The organism is Pseudomonas pohangensis (genome assembly GCF_900105995.1).
GTDB classification, from domain to species: domain Bacteria; phylum Pseudomonadota; class Gammaproteobacteria; order Pseudomonadales; family Pseudomonadaceae; genus Aquipseudomonas; species Aquipseudomonas pohangensis.
On the sequence record NZ_LT629785.1, the window covers coordinates 3,608,645 to 3,632,162 of the forward strand.

Here is a 23,518-nt window from a genome sequence, read left to right on the forward strand (position 1 = left end):
ACGGATGGAGCAGGGCTTGAGCACTCGCAAACTGATACAGCGCCTGCTGGTGCTGGTGGTGGCGATGTTCGCCTTCGGTTTTGCCCTGGTGCCGATCTATGACGTGATGTGTAAGGCCTTCGGCATCAATGGCAAGACCGCAGGGGTCTATGAGGGGGCGCAGAGCATTGATCAGGCGCGTCAGGTGCGGGTGCAGTTTCTCGCCACCAACTCGGCAGATATGGTCTGGGAGTTCCACCCCATTGCCGATGAGGTCACGGTGCATCCGGGCGCGACGCAGGAAATGCTCTTCGTCGCGTTCAATCCGACCGACAAGCCAATGACCGCCCAGGCTATTCCCAGTGTGGCGCCGTCCAAGGCTGCCGCTTTTTTTCACAAGACCGAGTGTTTCTGTTTCACCCAGCAGGTATTGCAACCCGGTGAGCGGATTGAAATGCCGGTCAGGTTCATTGTCGACCGTGACCTGCCCGAAGATGTCCACCACCTGACGCTGGCTTATACGCTGTTCGATATCACTGCGCGCAAAGCGCCTGTTCCCGTGGCAGGCCGATAAGGAGAACAACAAAAATGACGACTCACGAGCAGTATTACGTCCCGGCCCAGAGCAAATGGCCAATCATCGCCACCATCGGCATGGCCACGGCGGTCTACGGTCTGGCGACCTGGTTCAACGACATGAGCGCCCAGCGTGCCGAATCCCACGGCCCGCTGATTTTCTCGATTGGCGGACTGTTTCTTGCGTACATGCTGTTCGGCTGGTTCGGCACGGTGATCAAGGAAAGCCGCGGCGGGCTGTATAGTCCGCAGATGGACCGCTCTTTCCGCTGGGGCATGACCTGGTTCATTTTTTCCGAAGTGATGTTCTTTGCGGCGTTCTTTGGCGCCTTGTTCTATGTCCGGGTGTTTGCCGGTCCCTGGCTGGATGGTGAAGGGGCCAAGGGGATTTCCTCGATGCTCTGGCCGGACTTCGATTTCCGCTGGCCGTTGCTGCAGAACCCTGATCCCGGTCAGTTCAAGCCAGCTTCCAGCGTCATCGATCCCTGGCACTTGCCGCTGATCAATACCATTCTGCTGGTCAGTTCGAGCTTCACTCTGACTTTTGCCCACCATGCGCTCAAGCATGGCAAGCGTGGCGCTATCAAGGCCTGGCTGGCGTTGACCATCCTGTTGGGTTTTGCCTTCCTTGGCTTTCAGGTCACTGAATACATCGAGGCCTATGAAGAGCTGGGACTGACGCTGGGCTCCGGTATTTACGGTTCGACCTTCTTCATGCTGACCGGCTTTCACGGGGCGCACGTCACCATCGGCGCAATCATGCTGACGGTGATGCTGGTGCGCATCATGAAGGGCCATTTCGATGCAGAACATCAGTTCGGTTTCGAGGCGGCCAGCTGGTACTGGCACTTCGTCGATGTGGTCTGGCTGGCATTGTTTGTATTCGTTTACGTGCTGTGATGACAGCGCTCCCGGCTTTGCGCCGGGAGCGCTTACCAGCTGGCTGAAGTCGTCAGCTGACCACTGTAGAAGCCCCATGCAATAAGCGCCACGGTAATGCTGGTGAGGATCACCCGAACCGTCAGCGCATTGACCACTCTCGAGCCATGCCCCTCATCCTTGACCAGAAAAAACAAACCACTGAACAGGCTGGCCATGGTTGCCAGCAGCATCAGGACGATCGCTATCTTGAGCATGATGTCGCTCCGAATGTGAGTCATTCATGAAGTATAACCAGCAATCGAGACGCTCCGGAGCTTCAGGATGAGCAGATTTCGCCCGGGCCTGCTGCCTTCGCTGGTGGTTTTGCTATTGCTGCCGCTGTTGCTCTGGCTGGGCTTCTGGCAACTGGAGCGGGCTGATGAAAAGCGTGCGCTTCTGGCTGCATTCGAAGCGCGCCGCAGCGCGTCGCCAGTGCCGGTTAGCGCCCTGGAGCTGACGGCGGAACCAGCCTATACCCGTGTTGTATTGCAGGGCTCTTTCGATGCCGAGCATAGCTTGTTGCTCGACAACAGGACGCGGGCCGGCGTGGCCGGCGTCGAATTGTTGCAGCCGTTCTACGACCAGCCCAGTGGTCTCTGGTTGCTGGTCAACCGGGGCTGGCTGCCCTGGCCGGATCGGCGTACCCCGCCACAGTTCACTACCCCGGAAAACACGCTCAAGTTGACCGGTTGGGTGTATCTGCAACCGGGTGAGGGTTTTCTGCTCAAGCAGACCGAGTCTTCGGGTTGGCCAAAGCTGGTCAACTCGGTGGATGCACCTGCCCTGTGGCAAGTGCTGGGCCGTGGTGGCGCACCTTTCCAGGTCCGTCTGGACCCGGGAACTGCGGCATATCAGGTGGACTGGCCAATCGTGGCCATGGATCCGCAAAAACATATGGGTTATGCCGTGCAGTGGTTTGCCATGGCTCTGGCACTGCTGCTGTTGTTTATTTATCTGGGTATACGCAATGCGAGGGATGTTGATGACGAATTCTCCACAGAGCCTGAATGAGCCTGTCAGCCGGCGCCGCTCCGGCCGCTGGCAGCTGATCGGGCTGCTGGCGCTGGTGATCGGGCCGATGGTGCTGGCCACAGCAATGTTTTACGGGCGTTTCTGGATTCCCGAGGGACGCAGCTATCACGGCGAATTGATCGGTGGTCGTGTGTCGCTGGAGCAGCTTGGAGTGCCGTTTGTAGCTGGCAAGGGCTGGCAGCTGCTGGTCAGCGCACCGCAGGCGTGCGCGGAGGATTGCCAGCAACTGATCTATCTGGCCCGGCAGATTCATATCGGCACAGGCAGGGAGGCGTCCCGGGTGAATCATGCCGTGGCACTCGCCAGGCCGCTTTCGAGTGAGCTGAACGAGCAGCTGCTCAAGGAGTATCCGCAGTTATTGCGCTATACGCTGAATCCGGATGCCTATGGCCGCGAACTGCCGGATAACCCCGCGCCACAGCTGTGGATCGTCGATCCACTGGGCAATCTGGTGTTGCGCTACCCGCAGGAAACCAATGGCAAGGATGTGCTTAATGACCTGCGGCAGTTGATGAAGATATCCAACATCGGCTGATCGGGGACTTCCAGTCAACAGGCATTGTTAAAAGGAGCGGGTGTGGAAACAGGATTACAAAAGCCGGGGTTCAAGTTTGCCATGCTGGCCACGGCGCTGGCATTGGTGGTGGTTCTGCTGGGTGCCTATACGCGTTTGACCCATGCCGGCCTGGGCTGCCCGGACTGGCCAGGTTGCTACGGCTTTATAAGCGTACCGGCAAGTGAAGCGCAGCTGGCGCATGCCGAGGCCCACTATCCGCATGCGCCGGTGGAAGCCGAAAAAGGCTGGAATGAAATGATTCACCGCTACTTTGCCGGTAGCCTCGGATTACTCATTCTGGGGCTGGCTGTGATTGCCGTGCGCAATCGGGCCCGTCCGCAGCAGCCGTTGAAGTTGCCACTGCTGTTGCTGGCCGTGGTGATAGCCCAGGCGGCGTTTGGCATGTGGACAGTAACGCTGAAGCTGTGGCCGCAGGTGGTGACCGCACATCTGCTCGGTGGCTTTACCACTCTGGCCCTGCTGTTCCTGCTCAGCTTGCGTTTGTCCGGACGCTTTGCGCCGCAGGCGGTGGCATCTTCCCTGCGTTATCTGGCGGGATTCGGGCTGCTTCTGGTGATCGGGCAGATTGCACTGGGTGGCTGGGTCAGCTCGAATTATGCGGCTGTGGCCTGTGCCGACTTTCCCACCTGCCACGGGCTATGGTTGCCGGCCATGGACTTTGCCAACGGCTTTCACCTGACCCAGCACATAGGCCCCAATTATCTGGGCGGCCAGCTCGAGAGTGATGCGCGTACCGCCATTCACTTCAGCCACCGCCTGGGCGCCCTGCTGGTCTTTGTGGTTTTGCTGGGTCTGGCGTGGTCTTTACGCCAGCAGGGCTTTGCCCGGCTAGGCGGCCTGCTGCTGCTGGCACTCGCGGTGCAGGTCAGTCTGGGTATCAGTAATGTTGTTTTGCAGTTGCCGCTGGCGGTTGCTGTGGCTCACAACATCGGCGGTGCCTGTCTGCTGCTGGTGCTGGTGCTTATCAACTACCGATTACGCCCGCCAGTGGCAATTACCTGAACTAAACGATTGAACAACCACAGGCATAAGCCATAACCTGTTGCCCTGAAGTTGCGCAGCAGTTGCCTAGAACAATAAAGGGAGAACCCCATGGCTACAGTGCTCCAAGCTCATCAGGAACGCGCGCTCTGGCGTGATTACCTGGAACTGACCAAGCCGCGTGTGGTGCTGCTGATGCTGATCACCTCGCTGGTCGGCATGTTTCTGGCTACCCGTGCCGGTGTCAGCTGGCAGGTTCTGCTGTTCGGCAATCTGGGCATCGGTCTGTGTGCCGGCGCTGCGGCGGCAGTCAACCATGTGGTGGACAGGCGCATCGACTCGATCATGGCGCGCACCCACAAACGCCCGGTGACTGCCGGGCGGGTCACACCGGCGGCGGCACTGACCTTTGCCTTTGTCCTGGCGCTGGCCGGTATGTTTCTCCTGCTGGCATTCACCAATCAACTGGCAGCCTGGCTGACGCTGGCCTCGTTGCTCGGTTATGCGGTGTTGTATACCGGCTTTCTCAAGCGCGCCACGCCGCAGAATATCGTGATTGGCGGTCTCGCCGGTGCTGCTCCGCCGCTGCTGGGCTGGGTCGCGGTGACCGGGCAAGTGAGCGCCGAGCCACTGCTGCTGGTACTGATCATATTTGCCTGGACGCCACCGCATTTCTGGGCGCTGGCGATCCACCGCAAGGAGGAGTACGCCAAGGCTGATATCCCCATGTTGCCGGTCACCCACGGCGAGCACTACACCAAGGTACATATACTGCTGTACACCTGCATGATGATCGCGGTGACCCTGTTGCCTTTCGCCATTCACATGAGCGGCCTGCTCTATCTGCTCTGTGCAGTGCTGCTGGGTGCGCGTTTCCTGTTCTGGGCGAGCGTGCTTTACCGTGACAGCCGGCCACATGCTGCGATCAAGACCTTCCGCTACTCGATCATTTACCTGTTTGCCCTGTTTATCGCGTTGCTGGCCGATCATTATCTGCTGCTTAACCTGTAAACCGGCTGGCCCTTGCTCGCCCGTGTGGTGCAAGGGTCGGTTACTTCGCCTGATTAGGAACTTCCATGACCCGCGTGCAAAAAACCGTTGTTGTACTCACCGCAGTCGTTGCGCTGGTGCTCGGGTTGACGATCAACAAGGTACTTAACGGCAAGGGTCAGGGCGATCCGGTGGCCTTGCTGGATGCCGGTATCGTGCTGTTGCCGCAGAGTCGCGAAATTCCCCGGGTGCAGCTGTTCGATACCGAGGGCAAACCCTTTGCGCTGGAGCAGCTGGAAGGCAAGTGGAGCCTGCTGTTCTTCGGCTACACCTTCTGTCCGGATATCTGCCCCACCACGCTGGCCCAGCTGCGCGAGCTCAACAGCAAACTGCCCAAAGAGGTGCAGGATAATCTGCAGCTGGTATTTGTCAGCATAGATCCACAGCGTGATACCGCGGAGCATCTCAAGCAGTATCTGGGGTTCTACAAGGCAGGCTTTATCGGCGTGACCGGCGAGCTGCCGGCTATCCAGACTCTGGCCAACGGCGTGAGCATTCCGTTTATTCCGGCGGATACCAGCCAGGAAAACTACACGGTGGATCACAGTGGCAACCTGGTGCTGGTTGGCCCCGATGGCCGGCAACGCGGGTTTATCCGGGCCCCACTGAACAACCAGAAATTGCTGGATCAGTTGCCGGGCGTGTTATCGGCAGAAGAATGAGCCGCGTACAAAGTAAAACGCCCGCAGCAAGCGGGCGTTTTATTGTCGGTGACATCAGGAGCGCGGTGATAGCACCAGCTGGGGATCGTTGGCCGGGTTGATTACCGGCTCAATTTGCAGATCGAAGCCAGGGTCAATTTTTTTCACCCGTGCGGACAATATGGCGGCGACCCGCGGATAGTCCTTGCTCTGGCGCACATCAAGCTGCACCTGGCAATTGAAGGCCACGACCTCCTCGGCTACCTGCTCCAGCAGGTTGCGCAGACTGTCCATGTCCTGGGTATCCAGCATGGGCATGGCAATCGTGCTGCTGGCCTTGTTCGGATCGATCAACTTTGCCACCGGTGCTTTGGGCTTGGCAGCCTCTGCGGCTTTTTTGGCTTCGGCGGCTTTGCGTTCGGCGAGCTGTTTCTGCTGGCGCGCTGCTGCAGCCTCGGCTTCCGCCTGGGCTTTTGCCTTGGCCGCTTGCTGAGCGGCCTGAGCCTGGGCAGCTGCTTGCTGTTTTTCCTTGGTGGTCTGGATGGCGGCTGCCAGCGCGCCTGCCTGCTTGTTGCCGGCCGGCATGATGCGTTGCGCTTTGCTCAGCGCCTGTTCAGCTGCAGCCAGATTGCCAGCCTGCAAAGCGCTTTCGCCCTGGCGCACATACGCAGCGCTGATGACGCGCTGGGACTGCTCAAGCCGCGTATCGCCCGGGATGCTCTGCTGCAAAGCCCGTAGCTGGCTTTCGGCCTGATCCAGTTGATTGCCGGCTACGCTGCTTTCCAGATTGCGCAACGCCAGAACCGTTGGATCAACCTGTTCTTCAGCACTTGCGCCAAAGGACAGCGACAGTAGTAGGGCGGCAATGGCCGGGGTGGTTCGCAAAATGCTTGAATTCATGTGGGCTAGAAACCGGTTTTGTTGAGTGGTGGCCGGGCGGCAAGGGGCGCAAGTTTACCCTATTGCTACCGTAGGTAACAAAGACGCAGGGCACGTATTCAGCGGGATCTTCGCGGCAGGGCAAGACTCAGGATAAAGCTGCAGGCGGCACATACCACGATCGAAGGGCCGGCCGGGGTGTCCTTGAACCAGGACAGCGCCAGTCCGCCACACACGGCCAGCAGCCCGAGCAGGCTGGCCGTCAGCGCCATCTGCTCCGGCGTACGTGCATGCCGTTGTGCGGCAGCTGCGGGAATGATCAGCAGCGAAGTGATCAGCAGTACCCCGACGATTTTCATGGCCACGGCAATAACAATGGCAATCAGCAGCATCAGCGCCATGCGCAAGGCATCTACCGGAAGGCCTTCCACCCGTGCCAGTTCTTCGTGCACGGTAATTGCCAGCAAGGGCCGCCAAAGCAGTACCAGGGCAAACAGCGCCAGCAGGCTGCCGCCGATGATCCACAACAGGTCGTTGTTGCTGACCGCCAGCAAATCACCGAACAGATAGCCCATCAGGTCGATACGCACGTTGCTCATGAAGCTCAGCAGCACCAGACCGAGGGCCAATGTGGTTGGCGCCAGTATGCCCAGCAGGGTGTCGGAAGCCAGTGTCAGCCGCTGTTGCAGGCTGACCAGCAGCACCGCCAGCAGCAGGCAGCCGAAAGTCACGGCCAGTGTCGGGCTGATTTCCAGTGCCAGGCCCAGTGCCAGGCCGAGCAGGGCCGCATGTGACAGGGTATCGCCGAAATAGGCCATGCGCCGCCAGACCACGAAAGACCCCAGCGGGCCGGCCACGACTGCCAGCGCCAGCCCGGCCAGCAAGGCATTGATGAGGAAGTCAGGCATGTTTGCAGTCGGCTCCGTGGACATGGCCGCCACTGACGGAGCCATGCAGATCATGGCTGTGATCATGATGGTGCTGGTAGATGGCCAGGCTGCGGGCATCCGTACCAAACAGCTCGACAAACGCCGGATCGCCGCTGACCTGCTCCGGGTGGCCCGAGCAGCAGACATGGCGGTTCAGGCAGATCACCTGGTCGGTGGCGCTCATGACCAGATGCAGGTCATGGGAGACCATCAGCACCCCGCAGCCATGGCGGTCGCGCAGTGTGCTGATCAGGCGATACAGTTCGGCCTGACCAGCTACATCGACGCCCTGTACTGGCTCGTCCAGCACCAGCAGTTGCGGTTTGCGCAACAGGGCACGGGCGAGCAGCACCCGCTGCAGTTCGCCTCCGGAGATATTTTGCAGCGGGCTGTCGATCAGCCGTTCGGCGCCCACTTCGGCCAGCGCAGCGCCGGCGCTGAGGCGATTGACGCCGGGCACCAGGCGCAGGAAGCGCAGCACCGTAAGCGGCAAGGTGGCATCCACCTGGAGTTTTTGCGGCATATAGCCGATGCGCAGTTTTGGCTGGCTCCAGACACTGCCACTGTCGGGTTTGAGCAGGCCGAGCACACAACGTACCAGGGTCGTTTTGCCTGCTCCGTTGGGGCCGATCAGGGTAACAATTTCGCCCCGGCGTACCTGTAGTTGCACGTCTTGCAGCACGGGTTCGCCGGCGAACTGAACATTGACATGCTCCAGCCGGATCAGCGTGGCGCTCATGGGTTTTCCTTGCAGGCAGCGCACAGTCCGCTGATTTCTACCGTCTGGCCTTCGACACTGAAGCCCACGCTGGCGGCACTGGCGAGCACGGCCGCATCGATATTGCTGCGCAGCAACTCCACCGCGGCATGACAGTTGCGGCAGATCAGAAACTGTCCTTGATGCACCTTCCCCGGGTGGTTGCAGCCGACAAAGGCATTCAGTGATGCAATGCGATGCACCAGACCGTGCTCGAGGAGAAAGTCCAGTGCGCGGTAAACCGTTGGCGGCGCGGCGCGACGGCCATCGGTTTCGCTGAGCACGGCGAGAATGTCATAGGCACCCAAAGGCTTGTGACTGGCCCAGACCAGTTCCAGCACCCGTTTGCGCAAGGTGGTAAGGCGCAGGCCACGTTGCTCGCAGAGTGATTCGGCGCTCTGCAGGGCATGGCTGACGCAGTGGCTATGGTCGTGGGGGCGGCAGGCCAGTGGCATGTCGCTGGTAACGGGTTTGAGCATAAGCTGAGGACTTTCGCTAAACAGGACGTTATTATATATCTTTTTTGAGGGCGTGTTCAGGTGCTGCGTTTAACCCTTTCGTTGTTAGTTATGCTCTGTAGCTCTCTGGCGTCAGCCGAGGTCAAGCTGCTCACCAGCATCAAACCCTTGCAGCTGATAGCTGCAGCTGTGCAGGACGGAGTATCCACACCTGAAGTGCTGTTGCCGCCGGGAGCCTCACCGCATAACTATGCCTTGCGTCCTTCGGACGTGAGGCGCGTGCAGGATGTCCAGCTGCTGTACTGGATAGGCCCTGACATGGAAACCTTTCTGCCGCGGGTACTGAAGGGCCGCAGCCAGCCGAGCATCGCGGTGCAGGATCTGCCGGGACTGCAGCTGCGCCATTTCGGTGATGTGCATTCGGCGCATGAAGAACAGCACGCGGAACATGCCGATGAACAGGCCGGACATGATCATGACCACCGCCCCGGCACGCTGGATGTACATTTGTGGTTGTTACCGGCCAATGCCAAAGTCATCGCGGCGCAGATGGCTGCTGATCTTGCAGGACTTGATCCCGCCAATGCGCCGCGCTACCGGAGCAATCTGCAGACTTTCGAACAGCGCCTTGATGCGCTGGATCAGCAGTTGCAGAGCAGTCTGGCGGGCATTCAAGGCAAGCCGTATTTCGTCTTCCACGAAACCTATGACTATTTCGAAGCGGCCTATGGCCTGCAACACACCGGGGTCTTCAGTGTCGGCAGCGAAGTGCAGCCCGGAGCCCGGCGGGTGGCAGCCATGCGCCAGGCATTAATGGCTGCTGGCCCGGCGTGTGTGTTCAGTGAGCCGCCATTGCGGCCGCGTCTGGCCGAAACCCTCAGCGCCGGATTGCCGGTACGCCTGGCTGAACTGGATGCACTGGGCAGCAACGTCCCGGTTGCTGCACAAGGCTATATGCAATTGCTGCAGGGATTGGCAAACGGAATGCTCGACTGCCTGAATAGTGTCGAGCAGGGCGCTGGCGGCTAAGCCCGGTTAAAGCGCCAGCGGCAGGTTCAATGTGGTTTGCCCCAGCTGCTGCAGGCGCAGCTCGAACTCCTCCGGCGCCTTGACCTGAACCCCTGCCCTGCCGGGCGAGCCGGCTGCCAGCAGGCGCGACAACCAGAAGCGCAGACAGGCAATCCGCACCATTACCGGCCAATGCAGCTCCTCGGCCTGGGTGAACGGTCGCAGCCCGGCATAAGCGGCCAGCATGGCACGCATCAGCCTGGCGTCGAGCGTGCCGTCTGCAGCCGGGCACCAGTCCAGCATGGCAATCGCCACGTCGTAGAGCATCGGCCCGGAACAGGCGTTGTAGAAGTCGATCATGCCGCTCAGGTGCGGTCCATCAAACAGCACATTGTCGCGGAACAGGTCGGCATGCAGATTGGCCTGGGGCAGCTTTGACCAGTACGGCTGAAGTGCCCGAACATCCTCAAGGGTCGCGTCCAGCAGTTGCCGGCCTGATGCCGGGAGGCGGCTGCCCAGTCCGGCTCCCTGCGCCAGCATCCACGCCAGACCGCGATCAGACGGATGCTCGATGAGCTGCTGGCGTGTCGCCAGATGCATGCGCGCGAGTATCTGGCCTACCTCCGCGCAGTGGTGTGCATTGGGCTGCAGGACGTGCTTGCCGGGAAGGCGCGGCTGCAACAATGCGGGCTTGCCAGCCAGTTGCTGAATGGCCTGGCCCTGCTCGTTGCGCAGCGCAAAAGGCACCGGCAGGCCGGCCTGATGCAGGCGCTCGAGCAGTTCGACGGTGAACGGCAGGTCCGCGTGATCACCGCGCTCGACCAGGGTCAGCACATATTCGCCGGCATCCAGGCTGACGAAGAAGTTGCTGTTCTCGGTGCCTTCGGCTATCCCGTGAAAATCATGCAACCGCCCCAGCTCAAAGCAGAGCAGGAAACTTTCCAGCGCCGGGCGCTCGACCGCCGTGAAAACAGACATGAAATTCAGCCGCTTACCAACTGAAGATTTCCCAGGCCGGTATCAGCATTTCCGGCTTGTCGGAGCGCGTCCACATCTGCGAGGCATCGGCGCGCACCAGGAAGTACGGCTTGCCTACGCTGGGCGTGATCTTGATTGCGTAGAGAAAGCCGTTGATGCGGTACTCGGTAATGGTTTTGTCACCCTCGGTACGGATGGTGACGTCCGGCTCGGCACCGGGCGCCGGGTCTTCGGCCATGGCCAGCGGGGCGCCGAGAAGCAGTCCGGCGAGCAGCAAGCTGCGACACATTTGATAGGGTAAACGCATGATAACCTTGCTCCATCTTCACGATTGATACCGGCATTCTAGCCTTCCGACACCCTGAATGGTTGATCCTGCTCATGAGTCTTGCTCCTCTCGTCCTGGTGGACGGTTCTTCCTATCTATACAGGGCGTTTCACGCCCTGCCGCCGCTGACCACCTCCAAAGGCATGCCCACCGGAGCGGTCAAGGGCGTACTGAATATGCTCAAGAGCTTGCGCAAACAGTATCCGGACAGCCCGTTTGCGGTGGTCTTCGATGCCAAGGGGCCGACTTTCCGTGACGAGCTGTTTGCCGAATACAAGTCCCATCGCCCGCCGATGCCGGACGATCTGCGGGTGCAGATCGAGCCGCTGCATGCCTGTGTGCGCGGTCTGGGCTATCCGTTGTTGTGCATCGAGGGCGTGGAAGCGGATGACGTGATCGGCACGCTGGCACGCCAGTGCGCCGCCGAAGGCCGTCCGGTGATCATTTCCACCGGTGACAAGGACATGGCGCAGCTGGTCTGCCCGCTGGTCACGCTGGTCAACACCATGACCGGCAGCGTGTATGACGTCGAGGGGGTAAAGGCGAAGTTCGGTGTAGGCCCGGAGCTGATCATCGATTATCTGGCGCTGATGGGTGACAAGGCCGACAACATTCCCGGCGTGGCCGGGGTTGGTGAAAAAACCGCGCTGGGCCTGCTGGTCGGCGTCGGCGGCGGGCTGGATGTACTGTATGCCAACCTGGACAAGGTGCCGGAGTTGCCGATCCGTGGCGCCAAGACCCTGCCGGCCAAGCTGACAGAGCAGCGCGATATGGCTTATCTGTCTTATGAGTTGGCCACCATCAAGCTCGATGTACCCTTGAATATCCGGATTGAATCCCTGCACATGGAGGCCCCCGATGTTGCTGCGCTGGCCGAGCACTATCGCGAGCTGGAATTCAAAAGCTGGCTGAATGCCCTACCGGCGGCCGGTACGCCTGCCGAGCCAAAGGCGCAGGACAATTCAGCTACAGTCCAATTCGATTTGCAGGCATCCCCCGGCTCCGCATCTGCGTCCGCACCAGCCGATGAGGTGCCTGGCGAACAGCCTGAGGCGGCGGCGCAGGTTCAGCACAGCGGCGCCTACGAAACCATTCTGGACGCCGGACGCTTTGCGCAATGGCTGGAAAAGCTCGCCCAGGCAGAGCTGATCGCCTTCGATACCGAAACCACCAGCCTGGACGCCCAGCAGGCGCAGATTGTCGGCGTGTCATTCGCGGTCACTGCCGGCGAGGCTGCCTATGTGCCACTGACCCATTCCTACATGGGTGTGCCGGCACAGCTGGATCGTGACAAGGTGCTGACGGCGCTCAAGCCGCTGCTGGAAGATCCGCGCAAGGCCAAGCTTGGCCAGCATGCCAAGTACGACATCAATGTACTGGCCAATTGTGCCATCGGCGGTGATCCGGCCAATGGCATCCAGCTGCAGGGCGTTGCCTTCGACAGCATGCTCGAATCCTATGTGCTGAACGCCACGGCGACCCGGCACAACATGGATGCGCTGGCGCTCAAGTACCTTGATCACACCACCATCGCTTTCGAGGACATCGCCGGCAAGGGCGCCAAGCAGCTGACCTTCGACCAGATATCCCTGGAACAGGCCGGCCCTTACGCCGCCGAGGATGCCGATATCACCCTGCGCCTGCACCAGACCCTGTGGCCGCAACTGCAGGCCATTCCCGGTCTGGCCAAATTACTGAGCGAGATCGAGATGCCGCTGGTGCCGGTGCTGGCGCGTATCGAGCGGCAAGGCGCGCTGGTCGATGCGCGCCTGCTCGGCGAACACAGCGTGGAGCTGGGTGAGCGTCTGGTTGAACTGGAGCGCGAAGCCTTTGCCATAGCCGGTGAAGAGTTCAATCTCGGCTCGCCCAAGCAACTGGGGGTGATTCTTTACGAAAAACTGGGACTGCCGGTGCTCAGCAAAACCGCCAAGGGCCAGGCCTCCACGGCGGAGGCGGTATTGGCCGAGCTGGCCGAACAGGACTTCGAGCTGCCCAAGGTGCTGATGCAGTACCGCAGCCTGAGCAAGTTGAAAAGCACCTATACCGACCGCCTGCCCGAGCAGATCAACCCGCGCACCGGGCGTATACATACCTCTTACCATCAGGCGGTCACCGCCACCGGACGGCTGTCGTCCAGCGATCCGAACCTGCAGAACATTCCGATTCGCACCGCAGAAGGCCGTCGCATTCGTCAGGCGTTCATCGCACCGCCCGGTTACAAGTTGCTGGCGGCAGACTATTCGCAAATCGAACTGCGCATCATGGCGCACCTGGCCCAGGACGCAGGTCTGCTGCATGCGTTCAGGCACAACCTCGACGTGCACAAGGCCACTGCGGCCGAAGTTTTCGGCGTCGAGCTGGAGCAGGTAACCACCGACCAGCGGCGCAGTGCCAAGGCGATCAACTTCGGTCTGATCTACGGCATGAGCGCCTTTGGCCTGGCCAAGCAGATCGGCTGTGATCGCAAGCAGGCGCAGGCCTATATCGACCGCTACTTTGCCCGCTATCCGGGCGTGCTGGCTTATATGGAGCGTACCCGCGAGCAGGCTTCGCAGCAGGGTTATATCGAAACCTTGTTCGGCCGCCGCCTGTATCTGCCGGAGATTCATTCGAAAAACCAGGGCCTGCGCAAGGCGGCGGAGCGTACCGCCATCAATGCGCCGATGCAGGGCACGGCGGCGGATATCATCAAGCGCGCCATGGTCAGGGTGGATGACTGGCTAACCGCCAGCGGCGTGGATGCCCGGGTGATCCTGCAGGTGCACGATGAACTGGTGCTCGAGGTGGCGCAGGCGCAATTGGCGGAGGTCCGTGCGACGGTCTGTCGCCTGATGAGCGAGGCGGCCGAATTGTCGGTACCGCTGCTGGTTGAGGCCGGGGTTGGAGATAACTGGGACGAGGCGCATTGAGCGGCTGCATTGGCCTGAGATCAGGGCTATAGAAAAAGTTTTCTATCCGGATGAACTTTCCCGAAAAGGCCCGGTCAGAACTTTTGAATGGCTCGCTAGGCTATTCACTCCTCCTTTGGTGTTTCATGTGTTGGCAGATTCCGACCGCGCAGGCGGAACGGATTTGAACCCCGAACTTCTCTCCCCATCGAAGTTCGGGTTTTTTTTGCCTGCTTGGCGGGCTTGCTTATTCTTCGGTTTCTTCCTGCCCCAGCTCCATCCAGTTCGCCAGAACCAGCAGCGCTTCATCAATGCCCAGACGCTTTGGCGCTGAAAACAACTGCAGGCTGACGGCATCGCCCCAGCCCTGCTGGATATCCCGCTGCACTTTCAACAGGGCATTTTTGGCTGCGCCGAATGTCAGTTTGTCGGCTTTGGTCAGCAGGATATGCATGGGCATGCCGCTGTTGATCGACCAATCCAGCATTGAACGGTCAAAGTCGGTCAGCGGGTGACGAATATCCATCATCAGCATCATCCCTCTGAGGCATTCGCGGCTGCTCAGGTAGGCTTCCAGGTGCTTCTGCCAATGCAGTTTCAACGGAATCGGCACCTTGGCATAGCCGTAGCCGGGCAGGTCAACCAGGCGCCGCTGGTCATCCAGACGAAAGAAATTCAGCAGTTGTGTGCGTCCCGGTGTTTTCGAGGTGCGCGCCAGACTAGCGTGGGTCAGGGTATTCAGTGCACTGGATTTGCCGGCATTCGAACGGCCGGCAAAGGCGACCTCGAAGCCGGTGTCCGGCGGGCATTGATCGACTTTGGCGGCGCTGATCTGGAATGTGGCCTGCTGGGTGAGGCCAAGAATCGGGTTTTTGATGGACATGGGGGTTCCGCGGATGCGACTGAGCGTCGCAGAAGGTAGTTTCGTTTCCGTTTGGGCGACGCCAGTATATAATGTCACAAGATTTGTGCGCGCTTTATCATGTACTCTACAGGTGCAGGCTGTTGCAAGTGGTGGTCTGCCTGACAGAAGCCGGTTTTCCCTGTTGTGCCTTTGATGAGGATTGATCATGAAAAAACTGCTGATTGCTGCAAGCGTTTTCCTGCTGGCTGCCAATGTTCAGGCCGCTCCGGACGCAGAAGCCATTTACAACAAATCCTGCAGCATGTGCCACAACGGCCAGTTGCCGCAGGCACCGAAAAAAGGTGATGCAGCAGCCTGGGAGCCTCGCCTGAAGCAGGGCATGCCGACTCTGGTCAAGCACGTCACCGATGGTTTCAATGCCATGCCACCGCGCGGCCTGTGCATGGACTGCACCGCTGAAGATTACGAAGCCGTGATCGGGTACATGTCCAAGTAAGCCAGTCGCGATCCTGATTTCATACCCTTAGTCGTCGTTGGAAATGTTGATGAACAAACTACTCGTGAGCCTGTTGTTGACCTTTGGTATTGCCGGCTTTGCCCAGGCGGCTGGTGATGCTGCAGCAGGTCAGGCGAAAGTTGCAGTCTGTGCTGCTTGTCATGGTGCGGATGGCAACAGCGCCGCGCCAAATTTTCCGAAGCTGGCAGGTCAGGGCGATCGCTATCTGCTCAAGCAAATGCAGGACATCAAATCCGGTAACCGCCAGGTGCTGGAAATGACGGGTATTTTGACCAATGTCAGTGATCAGGATATGGCCGATATGGCGGCTTACTTTGCCAGTCAGTCGATGAGCGTCGGTGCTACTGATCCGGAGAAGCTTGAGCTCGGGCAGTCGCTGTACCGTGGCGGCAAGCTGCCCGAGGGCATGCCGGCCTGTACCGGTTGTCATGCACCCAATGGCGCAGGCAATGCGGCCGCCGGCTTCCCGCACCTGGGCGGCCAGCATGCACAGTATGTTGCCAAGCAGCTGACCGACTTCCGCGAGGGAGCCCGTACCAATGATGGCGACACCATGCCGATGCGTGCGGTGGCAGCCAAATTGAGCAACAAGGATATCGAAGCAATATCCAGCTACATTCAGGGCTTGCACTAGGGCGTACTGAGGTGGCAAAAAGGGTGGCTTCGGCCACCTTTTTTTATGCGCGATGCTTTTGGCAGAAAGGTGGAACGCTCGCTTCTTGTGGTAAACCACGCCTAGAATGCGTGAACCCTTTAGCGCCTCCCCGGTCTCAACTGAACCTGCCATCAGGCTTGTTCTTCATTCAGGAGTCATCCATGCGTCATCTGATCCTTTCCGCTGTTCTGGCAGGCGCAAGCCTGTTTGCTATGAGTGCCCAAGCCGAAGAAATTCAGGAAGGCAAGCAGTACGTGGCGATTGATCCGGCGGTTCCGGTGTCTGTACCAGGAAAAATCGAAGTGGTTGAACTGTTCTGGTACGGCTGCCCGCATTGCTACCAGTTCGAACCTACGCTCGAGCCCTGGGTAGAAAAACTGCCGGAAGATGTGCACTTTGTGCGCGTCCCCGCCATGTTCGGCGGAGTGTGGAATGTGCATGGGCAGATGTTTATCGCACTGGAGTCGATGGGTGTAGAGCCCAAGGTGCATGCGGCGGTGTTCGAGGCAATCCACAAGGAAGGCAAGAAGCTGTCGACCCCGGAAGAAATGGCCGAATTTCTCGCCACCCAGGGGGTGGATCAGGAAGCTTTTCTCAAGACCTACAACTCGTTTGGCGTGAAAGCCCAGGTGGAAAAAGCCAAGAAGCTTGCCGCGGCCTATCAGGTCAGTGGTGTGCCGGTACTGGTGGTCAATGGCAAATACCGCTTCGACATCGGCTCCTCGGGTGGCCCCGAGCAGACGCTGGTGGTGGCGGATCAGTTGATCGACATGGAGCGTACCGCCGAATAAGCGGGCACAGCCATGTTGCGACGCTGGATGCCGGAAAGAGCGACTGCGGCCCCTTGCAGTCCGAGCATCAATACAAGTTGTGAACCGTTTGCGGGTTTGCCTGCAGACGGCCGCTTGCGCCTGCTCAGCTTCAATATCCAGGTCGGAATCAATACCGAACGCTATCGCCATTATGTGACGCGCAGCTGGCAGCATCTGCTGCCACATGCCGGGCGCACGCTTAACCTGCAACGGATTGCCGGCTTACTGGCGGATTTTGATCTGGTGGCCTTGCAGGAAGTGGATGGCGGCAGCCTGCGCTCGGGCTTCGTCAACCAGGTCGAACGGCTGGCGCAGCTGGGAAATTTTCCGTTCTGGTATCAGCAACTCAACCGCAATTACGGACGTTTTGCCCAGCACAGCAATGGTTTGCTCAGTCGCCTGCAGCCATCCTTGCTGGAAGATCATCCGTTGCCCGGGCCTGCCGGACGCGGGGCGATAATGTTGCGTCTGGGCGAAGGCGAAAATGCGCTGGCGGTGGTGATGATGCACCTGGCGCTGGGTGGCCGTACGCGGTCGCGGCAGCTGTCCTATATTCGCGAACTGATTGGCAGTTACCGCCACATCGTACTGATGGGCGACATGAATACCCACGTTGCCGACCTTTTGCTCTATTCGCCGCTGCGGGATCTGGGGCTGATGGCGCCACAGCTGGAACCGACCTTTCCCAGCTGGCGTCCGCAGCGTTGCCTGGACCATATCCTGCTCAGCTCCGAGCTCACCCTGGAGCGGGTCAGCCTGCTCAGCCAGTCGATTTCCGACCATCTTCCGGTGGCCGTCGAGATACGCCTGCCCGAGGCCATGTCCGCTTCCCGGGCAGCGCTCCCGGTGCGATAACTTCCCGCTGAAGATGATCAGCTTAACGGCGCCCAGCTAGGTAAACTGCGCTGGAAACGCCCAGTCAACGGCTGCAGCCCACAGGCAATCTCATGTTCAATGCTTCAACCGCTTATTTCTGCAAGCCGCTGTGGTTCAGCAGGTTAAAGGCCCTGGCCGGTGTGCCGTTGTTGTTGCTGCTGAGTGCCTGTGGCGCACTGCAGATCAACACCGAGCATGTCTCACAGAACCAGGACAGCCGTGTGCAGTTCGTGGTGCTGCACTACACCTCCAGCGACCTGAAACAGTCGCTGAAAACCCTGACCGAGAAAGGCGTCAGTAGTCATTATCTGATCAACGATACACCGCCGACCATTTACCGGCTGGTGGACGAGAATCGCCGTGCCTGGCATGCCGGCAACAGTCAGTGGCAGGGGCGGACCTGGCTGAATGCCAGCTCGATAGGCATCGAGCTGGTCAATCCGGGTTACCGCGAGACGGAGCAGGGGCGTGTCTGGTTTGCCTATCCGGATGGCCAGATCGATCAGTTGATCCGCTTGCTCAAGGACATCCAGCAACGGCATGAGCTGCCTGTCGACAGCATCATCGGTCACAGTGATATTGCCCCGCAGCGCAAGGTCGATCCGGGGCCGCTGTTTCCGTGGAAGCGCCTGGCCGATGCCGGCCTGATCCGCTGGCCGGCGGCAGACCGGGTGGCGGCCCTGCAAGCCGGCTACAGCAGCGGTTTACCCGACGCGCTGTGGTTCCAGCAACAGCTGCATGTCGTCGGTTTTGAAATCAGTTTCAGCGGCGAGTTTGATCAGCAGACACGCAATGTACTGGCCGCGTTCCAGATGAAATACCGGCCGGAGCGCTTCGACGGTGTGGCGGATGCGCAAACCGCCGCCTTGCTGGCGGTACTGAACACACCGGCGCAACCTTGAAGGGAGTCAACCGGCATGCTTAACGGACTCTGGCTGGGCTTTTTCCTCACCGCGGCGCTGGCCGGTTTGCTGCGCTGGTTCGGTGGCGATCCCGGGGTCTGGGCGGCCATGGTGGAAAGCCTGTTTGCCATGGCCAGGCTGTCGGTCGAGGTGATGATCCTGTTGTTCGGCACCCTCACCCTGTGGCTCGGCTTCCTGAAGATTGCCGAACGTGCCGGGCTGGTCGATGCGCTGGCGCGGCTGCTCGGGCCATTGTTTGCGCGCTTGATGCCCGGGGTGCCACGCGACCATCCGGCACTGGGTTTCATCACCCTGAACTTTGCCGCCAACGGTCTGGGGCTGGACAACGCGGCGACGCCGATTGGCCTCAAGGCCATGCGTGCCCTGCAGGAGCTCAACCCCAGTGCAACGGTGGCGAGCAACGCGCAGATCCTGTTTCTGGTACTCAACGCCTCATCGCTGACCCTGCTGCCGGTAAGCATCTTCATGTACCGCGTGCAGCAGGGTGCAGTGGATCCGACGCTGGTATTCCTGCCGATACTGCTGGCGACCAGTGCCTCGACACTGGTCGGGTTGCTGTCGGTGGCCTTCATGCAAAGGCTGAAGTTGTGGGATCCGGTGGTGCTGGCCTACCTGATACCCGGTGCACTGCTGCTGGGCGCCTTCATGGCGCTGCTGGCTACGCTGAATGCCACGGCTCTGGCAGCCTTGTCGTCACTGCTCGGCAACCTGATCCTGTTTGGTCTGATCCTGATTTTTCTGCTGTGCGGCTGGTTGCGCAAGGTGCCGGTCTACGAGGCCTTCGTCGATGGCGCCAGGGAAGGCTTCGAGGTGGCCAAAAGCCTGCTGCCCTACCTGGTGGCAATGCTTTGCGCGGTCGGCGTATTGCGCGCTTCCGGGGCGCTGGAAGCCTTGCTCGATGGCATCCGCTGGGCGGTTACCGCGCTGGGGCTGGATACGCGTTTTGTCGAGGCCTTGCCCACGGCGTTGGTCAAGCCGTTCTCCGGCAGTGCGGCGCGTGCCATGCTGATTGAAACCATGCAAACCCACGGTGTCGACAGCTTCCCTGCCCTGCTCGCGGCCACGGTACAGGGCAGCACCGAGACCACCTTCTATGTGCTGGCGGTGTACTTCGGCGCCGTCGGCATCCAGCGTGCCCGCCACGCGGTGGGTTGCGCCCTGCTTGCCGACTTTGCCGGTGTGCTGGCGGCGATCGGCGTGTGCTACTGGTTCTTTGGCTGAAATACTGGGTTCGCGGGAACGGGCAGTTGCTGGGCTATGAGTAGTAGGGTGGGCGTGAGCCCACCAGGGTAATGCTCGCGCGGTGCGCTGGGCTGAAGCCCACCCTACAAGTGTGGCTGCGCGTTGCCTTGCGCCAGCACCCATTGCAGCAACTGCGCGGCCAGCTGGTCGCTGGCCTGGCCAAAGGCGCTGACCACGGCAGGTACTGCAGTGCCCTGCACCGGCTGGATAACCTCGAAGTGCCGGCTGGCGAGTATCTGCTGCCGGTTGTCGACCAGTTGTGCCTGCAGGCGGATCACCACGCTGACACTGCCATTGCGGTATTCGCTCTGGAAGGCTTGCAGCTCGCCACCCAGCTGCAGATCGGCCTGCAGGTTGGCATCATCGCTACTCAGGGCCGGTACCCTGCCATCGTTCTGGAAGGCTTTGAGCAGGTGATTGCGCACCAGGCGCGGCGCCGGATCGCTCCAGCTGCTGCCGGCATAGGTACTGAATTCATTGGGCTGCGGCACCACGGCGATGCGCGTGCTGTTCAGTGCCTGACTGGCTTGCGGTGTATTCAGGCGCAATGACCAGCTGACGGCGCCGGCCTGGCTGGCGGCCGTGGTCTGGCCGGGCAGCAGGTAGATCTGCACCGGCTCGCTCCTGGGCAGGATCGAGCAGGCTGCCAGCAGGCTGAAGCTGCCGATGGCAAGCAGCTGGCGTACACCCCGGTGAAAAGCACTCATGGCTGGAACTCCTTGGCTTGTTCGCGACCGAGCAGATAGCCGGCCGGATTGTCCTCGACGCGCTGACTGATGTTGCGCAGGTTGCTCAGGGTTTCGCGCAGCTCCTGCAGCGCCGGCTGCAGATTGCCCAGGCTTTGCATGCCCTGATTCAGCGAGCCCTGATTCTGTTGCAGGAGGTTTTCCACACTGGCACTGCTGCGCTGCAGGGAGGCCATGGTTTGCTGCAGATCGCTGAGCGCGGCGGCACCTTGATCGTCCAGCAGGCGGTTGCTGGTGGCCAGCAGCCGGGTGGCTTGCTCAAGGCTTTTGTTGGCCTGGTTGGCCAGCGTCGAAAATTCGCCGAAGAGCTTTTTGAAATCGTCACGCTGGGCGGCAATTGCTCCGGTGGTCTGTTCCAGATTGGCCAGGGTTTTGCCGAGATTCTCCGAGTTCTGTGCCGAGAACAGCTTGTTGGCGTTGCCCAGCAGTTCACTGATCTTGCTGAACAGGTCGGTACCATCCGCCAGCAGGCGACTGATGGAGGAAGGTTGGGCAAAAATTTGCGGCAGCTTGCCGGAGCGGGAAGTCAGCGGCGGACTGTTGCCCGGCCCGCTGCTGAGCTGGATAAACGAAGTGCCGGTAACACCGGCCAGCGACAGTTTGGCCGTGGTGTTCTCCCGTACCGGCGTACTGGCGCCCACGCGAATGGTCGCCAGTACCTTGTTCGGGTCGGTCTCATCCAGCCGCAGTTGCACCACTTCGCCGACCTTGATGCCGTTGAACTGTACCGGACTGCCAGTCGACAGGCCGGTGACGGCCTCCTCGAAGACCACCTCGTAGCGGGCATAGCTGCTGTCCAGGCTGGACTTGCCCAGCCACAGGGCAAACAGCATGGCGCCACCCGCCGCGAGCAGGGTAAACAGGCCGATGATGACGTGATGTGCGCGGGTTTCCATGTTACTCGGGCTCCTGCAGCCGTTCGGCTGCCTGTTCGGCGGCGCGTCCGCGCGGGCCGTGGAAATATTCCTGGATCCAGGGGTCGTCGGTCGCGGCGACGCGCTGCAGCGTGTCGGCGACCAGCACGCGTTTCTGCGACAACACGGCGACCCGGTCGGTGATGGTGTACAGCGTATCCAGATCATGGGTGACCAGAAACACGCTCAGACCCAGCGCATCGCGCAGGGTCAGCAGCAGCTGGTCAAAGGCGGCGGCGCCGATCGGATCGAGGCCGGCGGTGGGCTCATCGAGAAACAGGATGTCCGGGTCGAGAGCCAGGGCGCGCGCCAGGGCGGCACGCTTGATCATGCCGCCGGACAGCTCGGACGGATACTTGGCGCCGGCATTGGCCGGCAGTCCGGCCAGCAGCAACTTGAGCTGTGCCAGCTGTTCGGCCTGGGGGCGCTTCAGCCCGGCGTTTTCGATCAGCGGCAGGGCGATGTTTTCCGTCACCGTCAGCGAAGAAAACAGTGCGCCCTGCTGAAACAGCACGCCGAAACGCCGTTCGACCTTGGCCCGCTGTGCCGGCCCCAGGTCTTGCAGGTTTTCACCGAACACCCGGACTGAACCGGCACTCGGCTGGCGCAGGCCGACAATGCTGCGCAGCAGCACCGACTTGCCGGTACCCGAGCCGCCGACCACGCCGATAATTTCGCCACGGCGGATATCCAGATCGAGGTTCTCGTGCACCGACTGCCGGCCAAAGCGGTTGCACAGGCCGCGCACCTCGACCACCACTTCGCTGGTAGTTGGCGCGCTCACCAGTGCATCTCCATGAAAAACAGCGCAAACAGGGCGTCGAGCACGATCACCACGAAAATCGATTGGACCACGCTGGAGGTGGTGTGTTCACCGACCGAAGCGGCGCTGCCGCTGACCCGGAAGCCTTCCAGACAGCCAATGGCGGCGATCAGGAAGGCATACACCGGCGCCTTGCCGATACCGACCCAGAAGTGCCGCGCCGGAATGTCGTGCAGGATCGAGAGGAACAGCGTCGGCGAAATATCCAGCGCCAGCAGGCACACCACCGCGCCACCGAAAATGCCGCAGAGCATGGCGATAAAGGTCAGCAGCGGCAGCGTCACCAGCAGCGCCAGCACCCGCGGCAACACCAGCAGTTCGACCGGATTCAGGCCGAGGGTGCGGATTGCGTCGATCTCTTCGTTGACCTTCATCGAGCCGATCTGCGCGGTAAAGGCGCTGGCAGTGCGTCCGGCGAGCAGGATGGCGGTCAGCAGCACGCCGAATTCGCGCAGGAAGGCCAGCGCCACCAGCGCCACGGTATAGATGCTGGCGCCGAAGCGCTCCAGCACAGTGGCGCCGAGGAAGGCCACCACGCAGCCGACCAGAAAGGTCAGCAAAGCCACGATCGGCAGGGCATTCAGGCCGGTGTTCTGCATTTGCGCCACCAGCGAGGTGACGCGCCAGCGCCGGGGGTGCAACAGGCTGCGTACCAGCGTATCGAGAATCAGCCCGACAAAGGCCAGCAGCTCCAGCACCTCGCCGCCGAAGCGCTGGGTGCCGGCGCCCAGTTCGGCGAGCATTTCCACCGGCGTTTGCCGTGGTTTGGTCGCTAGCGCCGGTTGATCCTGCTCTAGGGCACTGACCACCGTTTCCAGCAGTGCCAGACGTGCCGCCGGCAGACTGTCCGGCTGGTTGATCAGGTCGCGCGCGCGCGGGCAGCCGAGCAGCCGCACCAGCAGGTTGGCGCCGGCAGTATCCAGCGCCTGCAACTGGCTCAGATCGAGCGTCTGGGCGTTGCTGACGGGTAGCGCAATGGCCGCCAGCTGTTGTTCCAGCTGCGCATAGTGAGGCAGCGTCCAGTCACCGCTGATACGCAGGTGGTTGGCGTCGAAATGCAGCAAAGGGGGTTGGGCTGGTGTGTGCATAGCGTGAAGGTTAGCCGAGATTGGACCTCGGCAAAACCTTATCGCGCGCCTGCCGTGCTGTCATGCTCGACGTTC

Annotated in this window: 26 protein-coding genes and 1 pseudogene; 15 read left to right on the top strand and 12 right to left on the bottom strand. The window is 60.7% G+C overall.

The window, feature by feature from the left end; all coding sequences use genetic code 11:
• The first annotated feature begins 4 nt into the window (after positions 1-4).
• A complete protein-coding gene (locus BLT89_RS16745; protein WP_090198099.1) occupies positions 5-553 on the top strand; it encodes a cytochrome c oxidase assembly protein in 549 nt (182 codons plus the stop codon).
• Positions 554-567: 14 nt separating this feature from the next.
• A complete protein-coding gene (locus tag BLT89_RS16750; protein WP_090198102.1) occupies positions 568-1,455 on the top strand; it encodes a cytochrome c oxidase subunit 3 in 888 nt (295 codons plus the stop codon).
• A 32-nt stretch (positions 1,456-1,487) separates the two neighbouring features.
• Here the strand turns inward: BLT89_RS16750 and BLT89_RS16755 are convergent, their stop codons facing one another.
• Positions 1,488-1,691: a twin transmembrane helix small protein gene (locus BLT89_RS16755; RefSeq protein ID WP_090198106.1), complete on the bottom strand. Its 204-nt coding sequence runs from the start codon at positions 1,689-1,691 to the stop codon at positions 1,488-1,490.
• A 67-nt stretch (positions 1,692-1,758) separates the two neighbouring features.
• Between BLT89_RS16755 and BLT89_RS16760 the strand changes: the two genes are divergently transcribed.
• The 5 genes and pseudogenes from BLT89_RS16760 (at position 1,759) to BLT89_RS16780 (ending at position 5,778) form a co-directional block, all read left to right on the top strand.
• Positions 1,759-2,487, top strand: a complete 729-nt coding sequence (locus BLT89_RS16760) for an SURF1 family protein (protein WP_090198109.1) — start codon at positions 1,759-1,761, stop codon at positions 2,485-2,487.
• Positions 2,456-3,043, top strand: a complete 588-nt coding sequence (locus BLT89_RS16765) for a hypothetical protein (RefSeq protein WP_408003079.1) — start codon at positions 2,456-2,458, stop codon at positions 3,041-3,043. The genes BLT89_RS16760 and BLT89_RS16765 overlap by 32 nt, the downstream gene beginning before the upstream one ends.
• An 81-nt stretch (positions 3,044-3,124) precedes the next feature.
• Positions 3,125-4,081 (top strand): annotated as a pseudogene (locus BLT89_RS16770) (COX15/CtaA family protein); the annotation flags it as partial.
• Between the two features lie 96 nt (positions 4,082-4,177).
• Positions 4,178-5,077 carry a heme o synthase gene (gene cyoE, locus BLT89_RS16775; RefSeq protein ID WP_090198118.1) on the top strand — a complete coding sequence of 300 codons (900 nt, stop codon included), beginning with the start codon at positions 4,178-4,180 and terminating at the stop codon, positions 5,075-5,077.
• 65 nt (positions 5,078-5,142) lie between these two features.
• A complete protein-coding gene (locus BLT89_RS16780; RefSeq protein WP_090198121.1) occupies positions 5,143-5,778 on the top strand; it encodes an SCO family protein in 636 nt (211 codons plus the stop codon).
• 54 nt (positions 5,779-5,832) lie between these two features.
• Here the strand turns inward: BLT89_RS16780 and BLT89_RS16785 are convergent, their stop codons facing one another.
• The 4 genes from BLT89_RS16785 to BLT89_RS16800 all read right to left on the bottom strand — a co-directional run bounded on the left by BLT89_RS16785 (position 5,833) and on the right by BLT89_RS16800 (position 8,801).
• Positions 5,833-6,657, bottom strand: coding sequence for a hypothetical protein (locus BLT89_RS16785; RefSeq protein ID WP_090198124.1), 825 nt, complete (start codon positions 6,655-6,657; stop codon positions 5,833-5,835).
• 98 nt (positions 6,658-6,755) lie between these two features.
• A complete protein-coding gene (znuB, locus tag BLT89_RS16790) occupies positions 6,756-7,544 on the bottom strand; it encodes a zinc ABC transporter permease subunit ZnuB (protein ID WP_090198127.1) in 789 nt (262 codons plus the stop codon).
• Positions 7,537-8,304 carry a zinc ABC transporter ATP-binding protein ZnuC gene (gene znuC / locus BLT89_RS16795; protein ID WP_090198131.1) on the bottom strand — a complete coding sequence of 256 codons (768 nt, stop codon included), beginning with the start codon at positions 8,302-8,304 and terminating at the stop codon, positions 7,537-7,539. The genes znuB and znuC overlap by 8 nt, the downstream gene beginning before the upstream one ends.
• Positions 8,301-8,801, bottom strand: a complete 501-nt coding sequence (locus BLT89_RS16800) for a Fur family transcriptional regulator (RefSeq protein ID WP_090198134.1) — start codon at positions 8,799-8,801, stop codon at positions 8,301-8,303. The genes znuC and BLT89_RS16800 overlap by 4 nt, the downstream gene beginning before the upstream one ends.
• A 90-nt stretch (positions 8,802-8,891) precedes the next feature.
• On the opposite strand from BLT89_RS16800, the gene znuA reads away from it, so the two are divergent.
• Complete coding sequence (znuA, locus tag BLT89_RS16805; RefSeq protein ID WP_231975043.1) at positions 8,892-9,809, top strand: zinc ABC transporter substrate-binding protein ZnuA; 918 nt, start codon at positions 8,892-8,894, stop codon at positions 9,807-9,809.
• Between the two features lie 6 nt (positions 9,810-9,815).
• Here znuA and BLT89_RS16810 read toward each other — a convergent pair whose 3' ends face one another.
• Together BLT89_RS16810 and BLT89_RS16815 are read right to left on the bottom strand one after the other, a co-directional pair.
• Positions 9,816-10,766 (bottom strand): homoserine kinase, encoded by a 951-nt coding sequence (locus BLT89_RS16810; RefSeq protein ID WP_090198140.1) that lies wholly within the window; start codon positions 10,764-10,766, stop codon positions 9,816-9,818.
• 13 nt (positions 10,767-10,779) lie between these two features.
• Positions 10,780-11,055 carry a DUF2782 domain-containing protein gene (locus BLT89_RS16815; RefSeq protein WP_090198144.1) on the bottom strand — a complete coding sequence of 92 codons (276 nt, stop codon included), beginning with the start codon at positions 11,053-11,055 and terminating at the stop codon, positions 10,780-10,782.
• A gap of 92 nt (positions 11,056-11,147) precedes the next feature.
• On the opposite strand from BLT89_RS16815, the gene polA reads away from it, so the two are divergent.
• The gene (gene polA / locus BLT89_RS16820) at positions 11,148-14,003 is read left to right on the top strand and encodes a DNA polymerase I (RefSeq protein WP_090198147.1); all 2,856 of its coding nucleotides are present in this window, start codon (positions 11,148-11,150) and stop codon (positions 14,001-14,003) included.
• 226 nt (positions 14,004-14,229) lie between these two features.
• On the opposite strand, the gene yihA is transcribed toward polA, so the two are convergent.
• Positions 14,230-14,865 (bottom strand): ribosome biogenesis GTP-binding protein YihA/YsxC, encoded by a 636-nt coding sequence (yihA, locus tag BLT89_RS16825; RefSeq protein ID WP_090198149.1) that lies wholly within the window; start codon positions 14,863-14,865, stop codon positions 14,230-14,232.
• Positions 14,866-15,052: 187 nt separating this feature from the next.
• On the opposite strand from yihA, the gene BLT89_RS16830 reads away from it, so the two are divergent.
• From BLT89_RS16830 to BLT89_RS16855, 6 genes are all read left to right on the top strand, one after another.
• The gene (locus BLT89_RS16830; RefSeq protein WP_090198150.1) at positions 15,053-15,343 is read left to right on the top strand and encodes a c-type cytochrome; all 291 of its coding nucleotides are present in this window, start codon (positions 15,053-15,055) and stop codon (positions 15,341-15,343) included.
• Between the two features lie 49 nt (positions 15,344-15,392).
• A complete protein-coding gene (locus BLT89_RS16835; protein WP_090198153.1) occupies positions 15,393-15,998 on the top strand; it encodes a c-type cytochrome in 606 nt (201 codons plus the stop codon).
• 182 nt (positions 15,999-16,180) lie between these two features.
• Positions 16,181-16,810 carry a thiol:disulfide interchange protein DsbA/DsbL gene (locus BLT89_RS16840; protein WP_090198156.1) on the top strand — a complete coding sequence of 210 codons (630 nt, stop codon included), beginning with the start codon at positions 16,181-16,183 and terminating at the stop codon, positions 16,808-16,810.
• Positions 16,811-16,822: 12 nt separating this feature from the next.
• Positions 16,823-17,686 (top strand): endonuclease/exonuclease/phosphatase family protein, encoded by an 864-nt coding sequence (locus tag BLT89_RS16845; protein WP_090198161.1) that lies wholly within the window; start codon positions 16,823-16,825, stop codon positions 17,684-17,686.
• A gap of 92 nt (positions 17,687-17,778) precedes the next feature.
• On the top strand, positions 17,779-18,609 hold the full coding sequence (locus BLT89_RS16850) for a peptidoglycan recognition protein family protein (protein ID WP_090198164.1): 831 nt from the start codon (positions 17,779-17,781) through the stop codon (positions 18,607-18,609).
• A gap of 15 nt (positions 18,610-18,624) precedes the next feature.
• The gene (locus BLT89_RS16855) at positions 18,625-19,851 is read left to right on the top strand and encodes a nucleoside recognition domain-containing protein (RefSeq protein WP_090198167.1); all 1,227 of its coding nucleotides are present in this window, start codon (positions 18,625-18,627) and stop codon (positions 19,849-19,851) included.
• 104 nt (positions 19,852-19,955) lie between these two features.
• Here BLT89_RS16855 and BLT89_RS16860 read toward each other — a convergent pair whose 3' ends face one another.
• The 4 genes from BLT89_RS16860 to BLT89_RS16875 are packed head-to-tail and all read right to left on the bottom strand — an operon-like array spanning position 19,956 to position 23,443.
• Positions 19,956-20,579, bottom strand: a complete 624-nt coding sequence (locus BLT89_RS16860) for an ABC-type transport auxiliary lipoprotein family protein (protein ID WP_090198169.1) — start codon at positions 20,577-20,579, stop codon at positions 19,956-19,958.
• A complete protein-coding gene (locus BLT89_RS16865) occupies positions 20,576-21,514 on the bottom strand; it encodes an MlaD family protein (protein ID WP_090198172.1) in 939 nt (312 codons plus the stop codon). The genes BLT89_RS16860 and BLT89_RS16865 overlap by 4 nt, the downstream gene beginning before the upstream one ends.
• Before the next feature lies 1 nt (position 21,515).
• A complete protein-coding gene (locus tag BLT89_RS16870) occupies positions 21,516-22,292 on the bottom strand; it encodes an ABC transporter ATP-binding protein (protein ID WP_172829175.1) in 777 nt (258 codons plus the stop codon).
• A gap of 20 nt (positions 22,293-22,312) precedes the next feature.
• A complete protein-coding gene (locus BLT89_RS16875; protein ID WP_090198179.1) occupies positions 22,313-23,443 on the bottom strand; it encodes an ABC transporter permease in 1,131 nt (376 codons plus the stop codon).
• Positions 23,444-23,518 lie beyond the last annotated feature (75 nt).

Bases quoted from the DNA above. Each gene is read 5' to 3' on its own strand.
- BLT89_RS16745 (WP_090198099.1), top strand. From the start codon at position 5: ATGGAGCAGGGCTTGAGCACTCGCAAACTGATACAGCGCCTGCTGGTG.
- BLT89_RS16750 (WP_090198102.1), top strand. From the start codon at position 568: ATGACGACTCACGAGCAGTATTACGTCCCGGCCCAGAGCAAATGGCCA.
- BLT89_RS16755 (WP_090198106.1), bottom strand. From the start codon at position 1,691: ATGCTCAAGATAGCGATCGTCCTGATGCTGCTGGCAACCATGGCCAGC.
- BLT89_RS16760 (WP_090198109.1), top strand. From the start codon at position 1,759: ATGAGCAGATTTCGCCCGGGCCTGCTGCCTTCGCTGGTGGTTTTGCTA.
- cyoE (WP_090198118.1), top strand. From the start codon at position 4,178: ATGGCTACAGTGCTCCAAGCTCATCAGGAACGCGCGCTCTGGCGTGAT.
- BLT89_RS16780 (WP_090198121.1), top strand. From the start codon at position 5,143: ATGACCCGCGTGCAAAAAACCGTTGTTGTACTCACCGCAGTCGTTGCG.
- BLT89_RS16785 (WP_090198124.1), bottom strand. From the start codon at position 6,657: ATGAATTCAAGCATTTTGCGAACCACCCCGGCCATTGCCGCCCTACTA.
- znuB (WP_090198127.1), bottom strand. From the start codon at position 7,544: ATGCCTGACTTCCTCATCAATGCCTTGCTGGCCGGGCTGGCGCTGGCA.
- znuC (WP_090198131.1), bottom strand. From the start codon at position 8,304: ATGAGCGCCACGCTGATCCGGCTGGAGCATGTCAATGTTCAGTTCGCC.
- BLT89_RS16800 (WP_090198134.1), bottom strand. From the start codon at position 8,801: ATGCTCAAACCCGTTACCAGCGACATGCCACTGGCCTGCCGCCCCCAC.
- znuA (WP_231975043.1), top strand. From the start codon at position 8,892: ATGCTCTGTAGCTCTCTGGCGTCAGCCGAGGTCAAGCTGCTCACCAGC.
- BLT89_RS16810 (WP_090198140.1), bottom strand. From the start codon at position 10,766: ATGTCTGTTTTCACGGCGGTCGAGCGCCCGGCGCTGGAAAGTTTCCTG.
- BLT89_RS16815 (WP_090198144.1), bottom strand. From the start codon at position 11,055: ATGTGTCGCAGCTTGCTGCTCGCCGGACTGCTTCTCGGCGCCCCGCTG.
- polA (WP_090198147.1), top strand. From the start codon at position 11,148: ATGAGTCTTGCTCCTCTCGTCCTGGTGGACGGTTCTTCCTATCTATAC.
- yihA (WP_090198149.1), bottom strand. From the start codon at position 14,865: ATGTCCATCAAAAACCCGATTCTTGGCCTCACCCAGCAGGCCACATTC.
- BLT89_RS16830 (WP_090198150.1), top strand. From the start codon at position 15,053: ATGAAAAAACTGCTGATTGCTGCAAGCGTTTTCCTGCTGGCTGCCAAT.
- BLT89_RS16835 (WP_090198153.1), top strand. From the start codon at position 15,393: ATGAACAAACTACTCGTGAGCCTGTTGTTGACCTTTGGTATTGCCGGC.
- BLT89_RS16840 (WP_090198156.1), top strand. From the start codon at position 16,181: ATGCGTCATCTGATCCTTTCCGCTGTTCTGGCAGGCGCAAGCCTGTTT.
- BLT89_RS16845 (WP_090198161.1), top strand. From the start codon at position 16,823: ATGTTGCGACGCTGGATGCCGGAAAGAGCGACTGCGGCCCCTTGCAGT.
- BLT89_RS16850 (WP_090198164.1), top strand. From the start codon at position 17,779: ATGTTCAATGCTTCAACCGCTTATTTCTGCAAGCCGCTGTGGTTCAGC.
- BLT89_RS16855 (WP_090198167.1), top strand. From the start codon at position 18,625: ATGCTTAACGGACTCTGGCTGGGCTTTTTCCTCACCGCGGCGCTGGCC.
- BLT89_RS16860 (WP_090198169.1), bottom strand. From the start codon at position 20,579: ATGAGTGCTTTTCACCGGGGTGTACGCCAGCTGCTTGCCATCGGCAGC.
- BLT89_RS16865 (WP_090198172.1), bottom strand. From the start codon at position 21,514: ATGGAAACCCGCGCACATCACGTCATCATCGGCCTGTTTACCCTGCTC.
- BLT89_RS16875 (WP_090198179.1), bottom strand. From the start codon at position 23,443: ATGCACACACCAGCCCAACCCCCTTTGCTGCATTTCGACGCCAACCAC.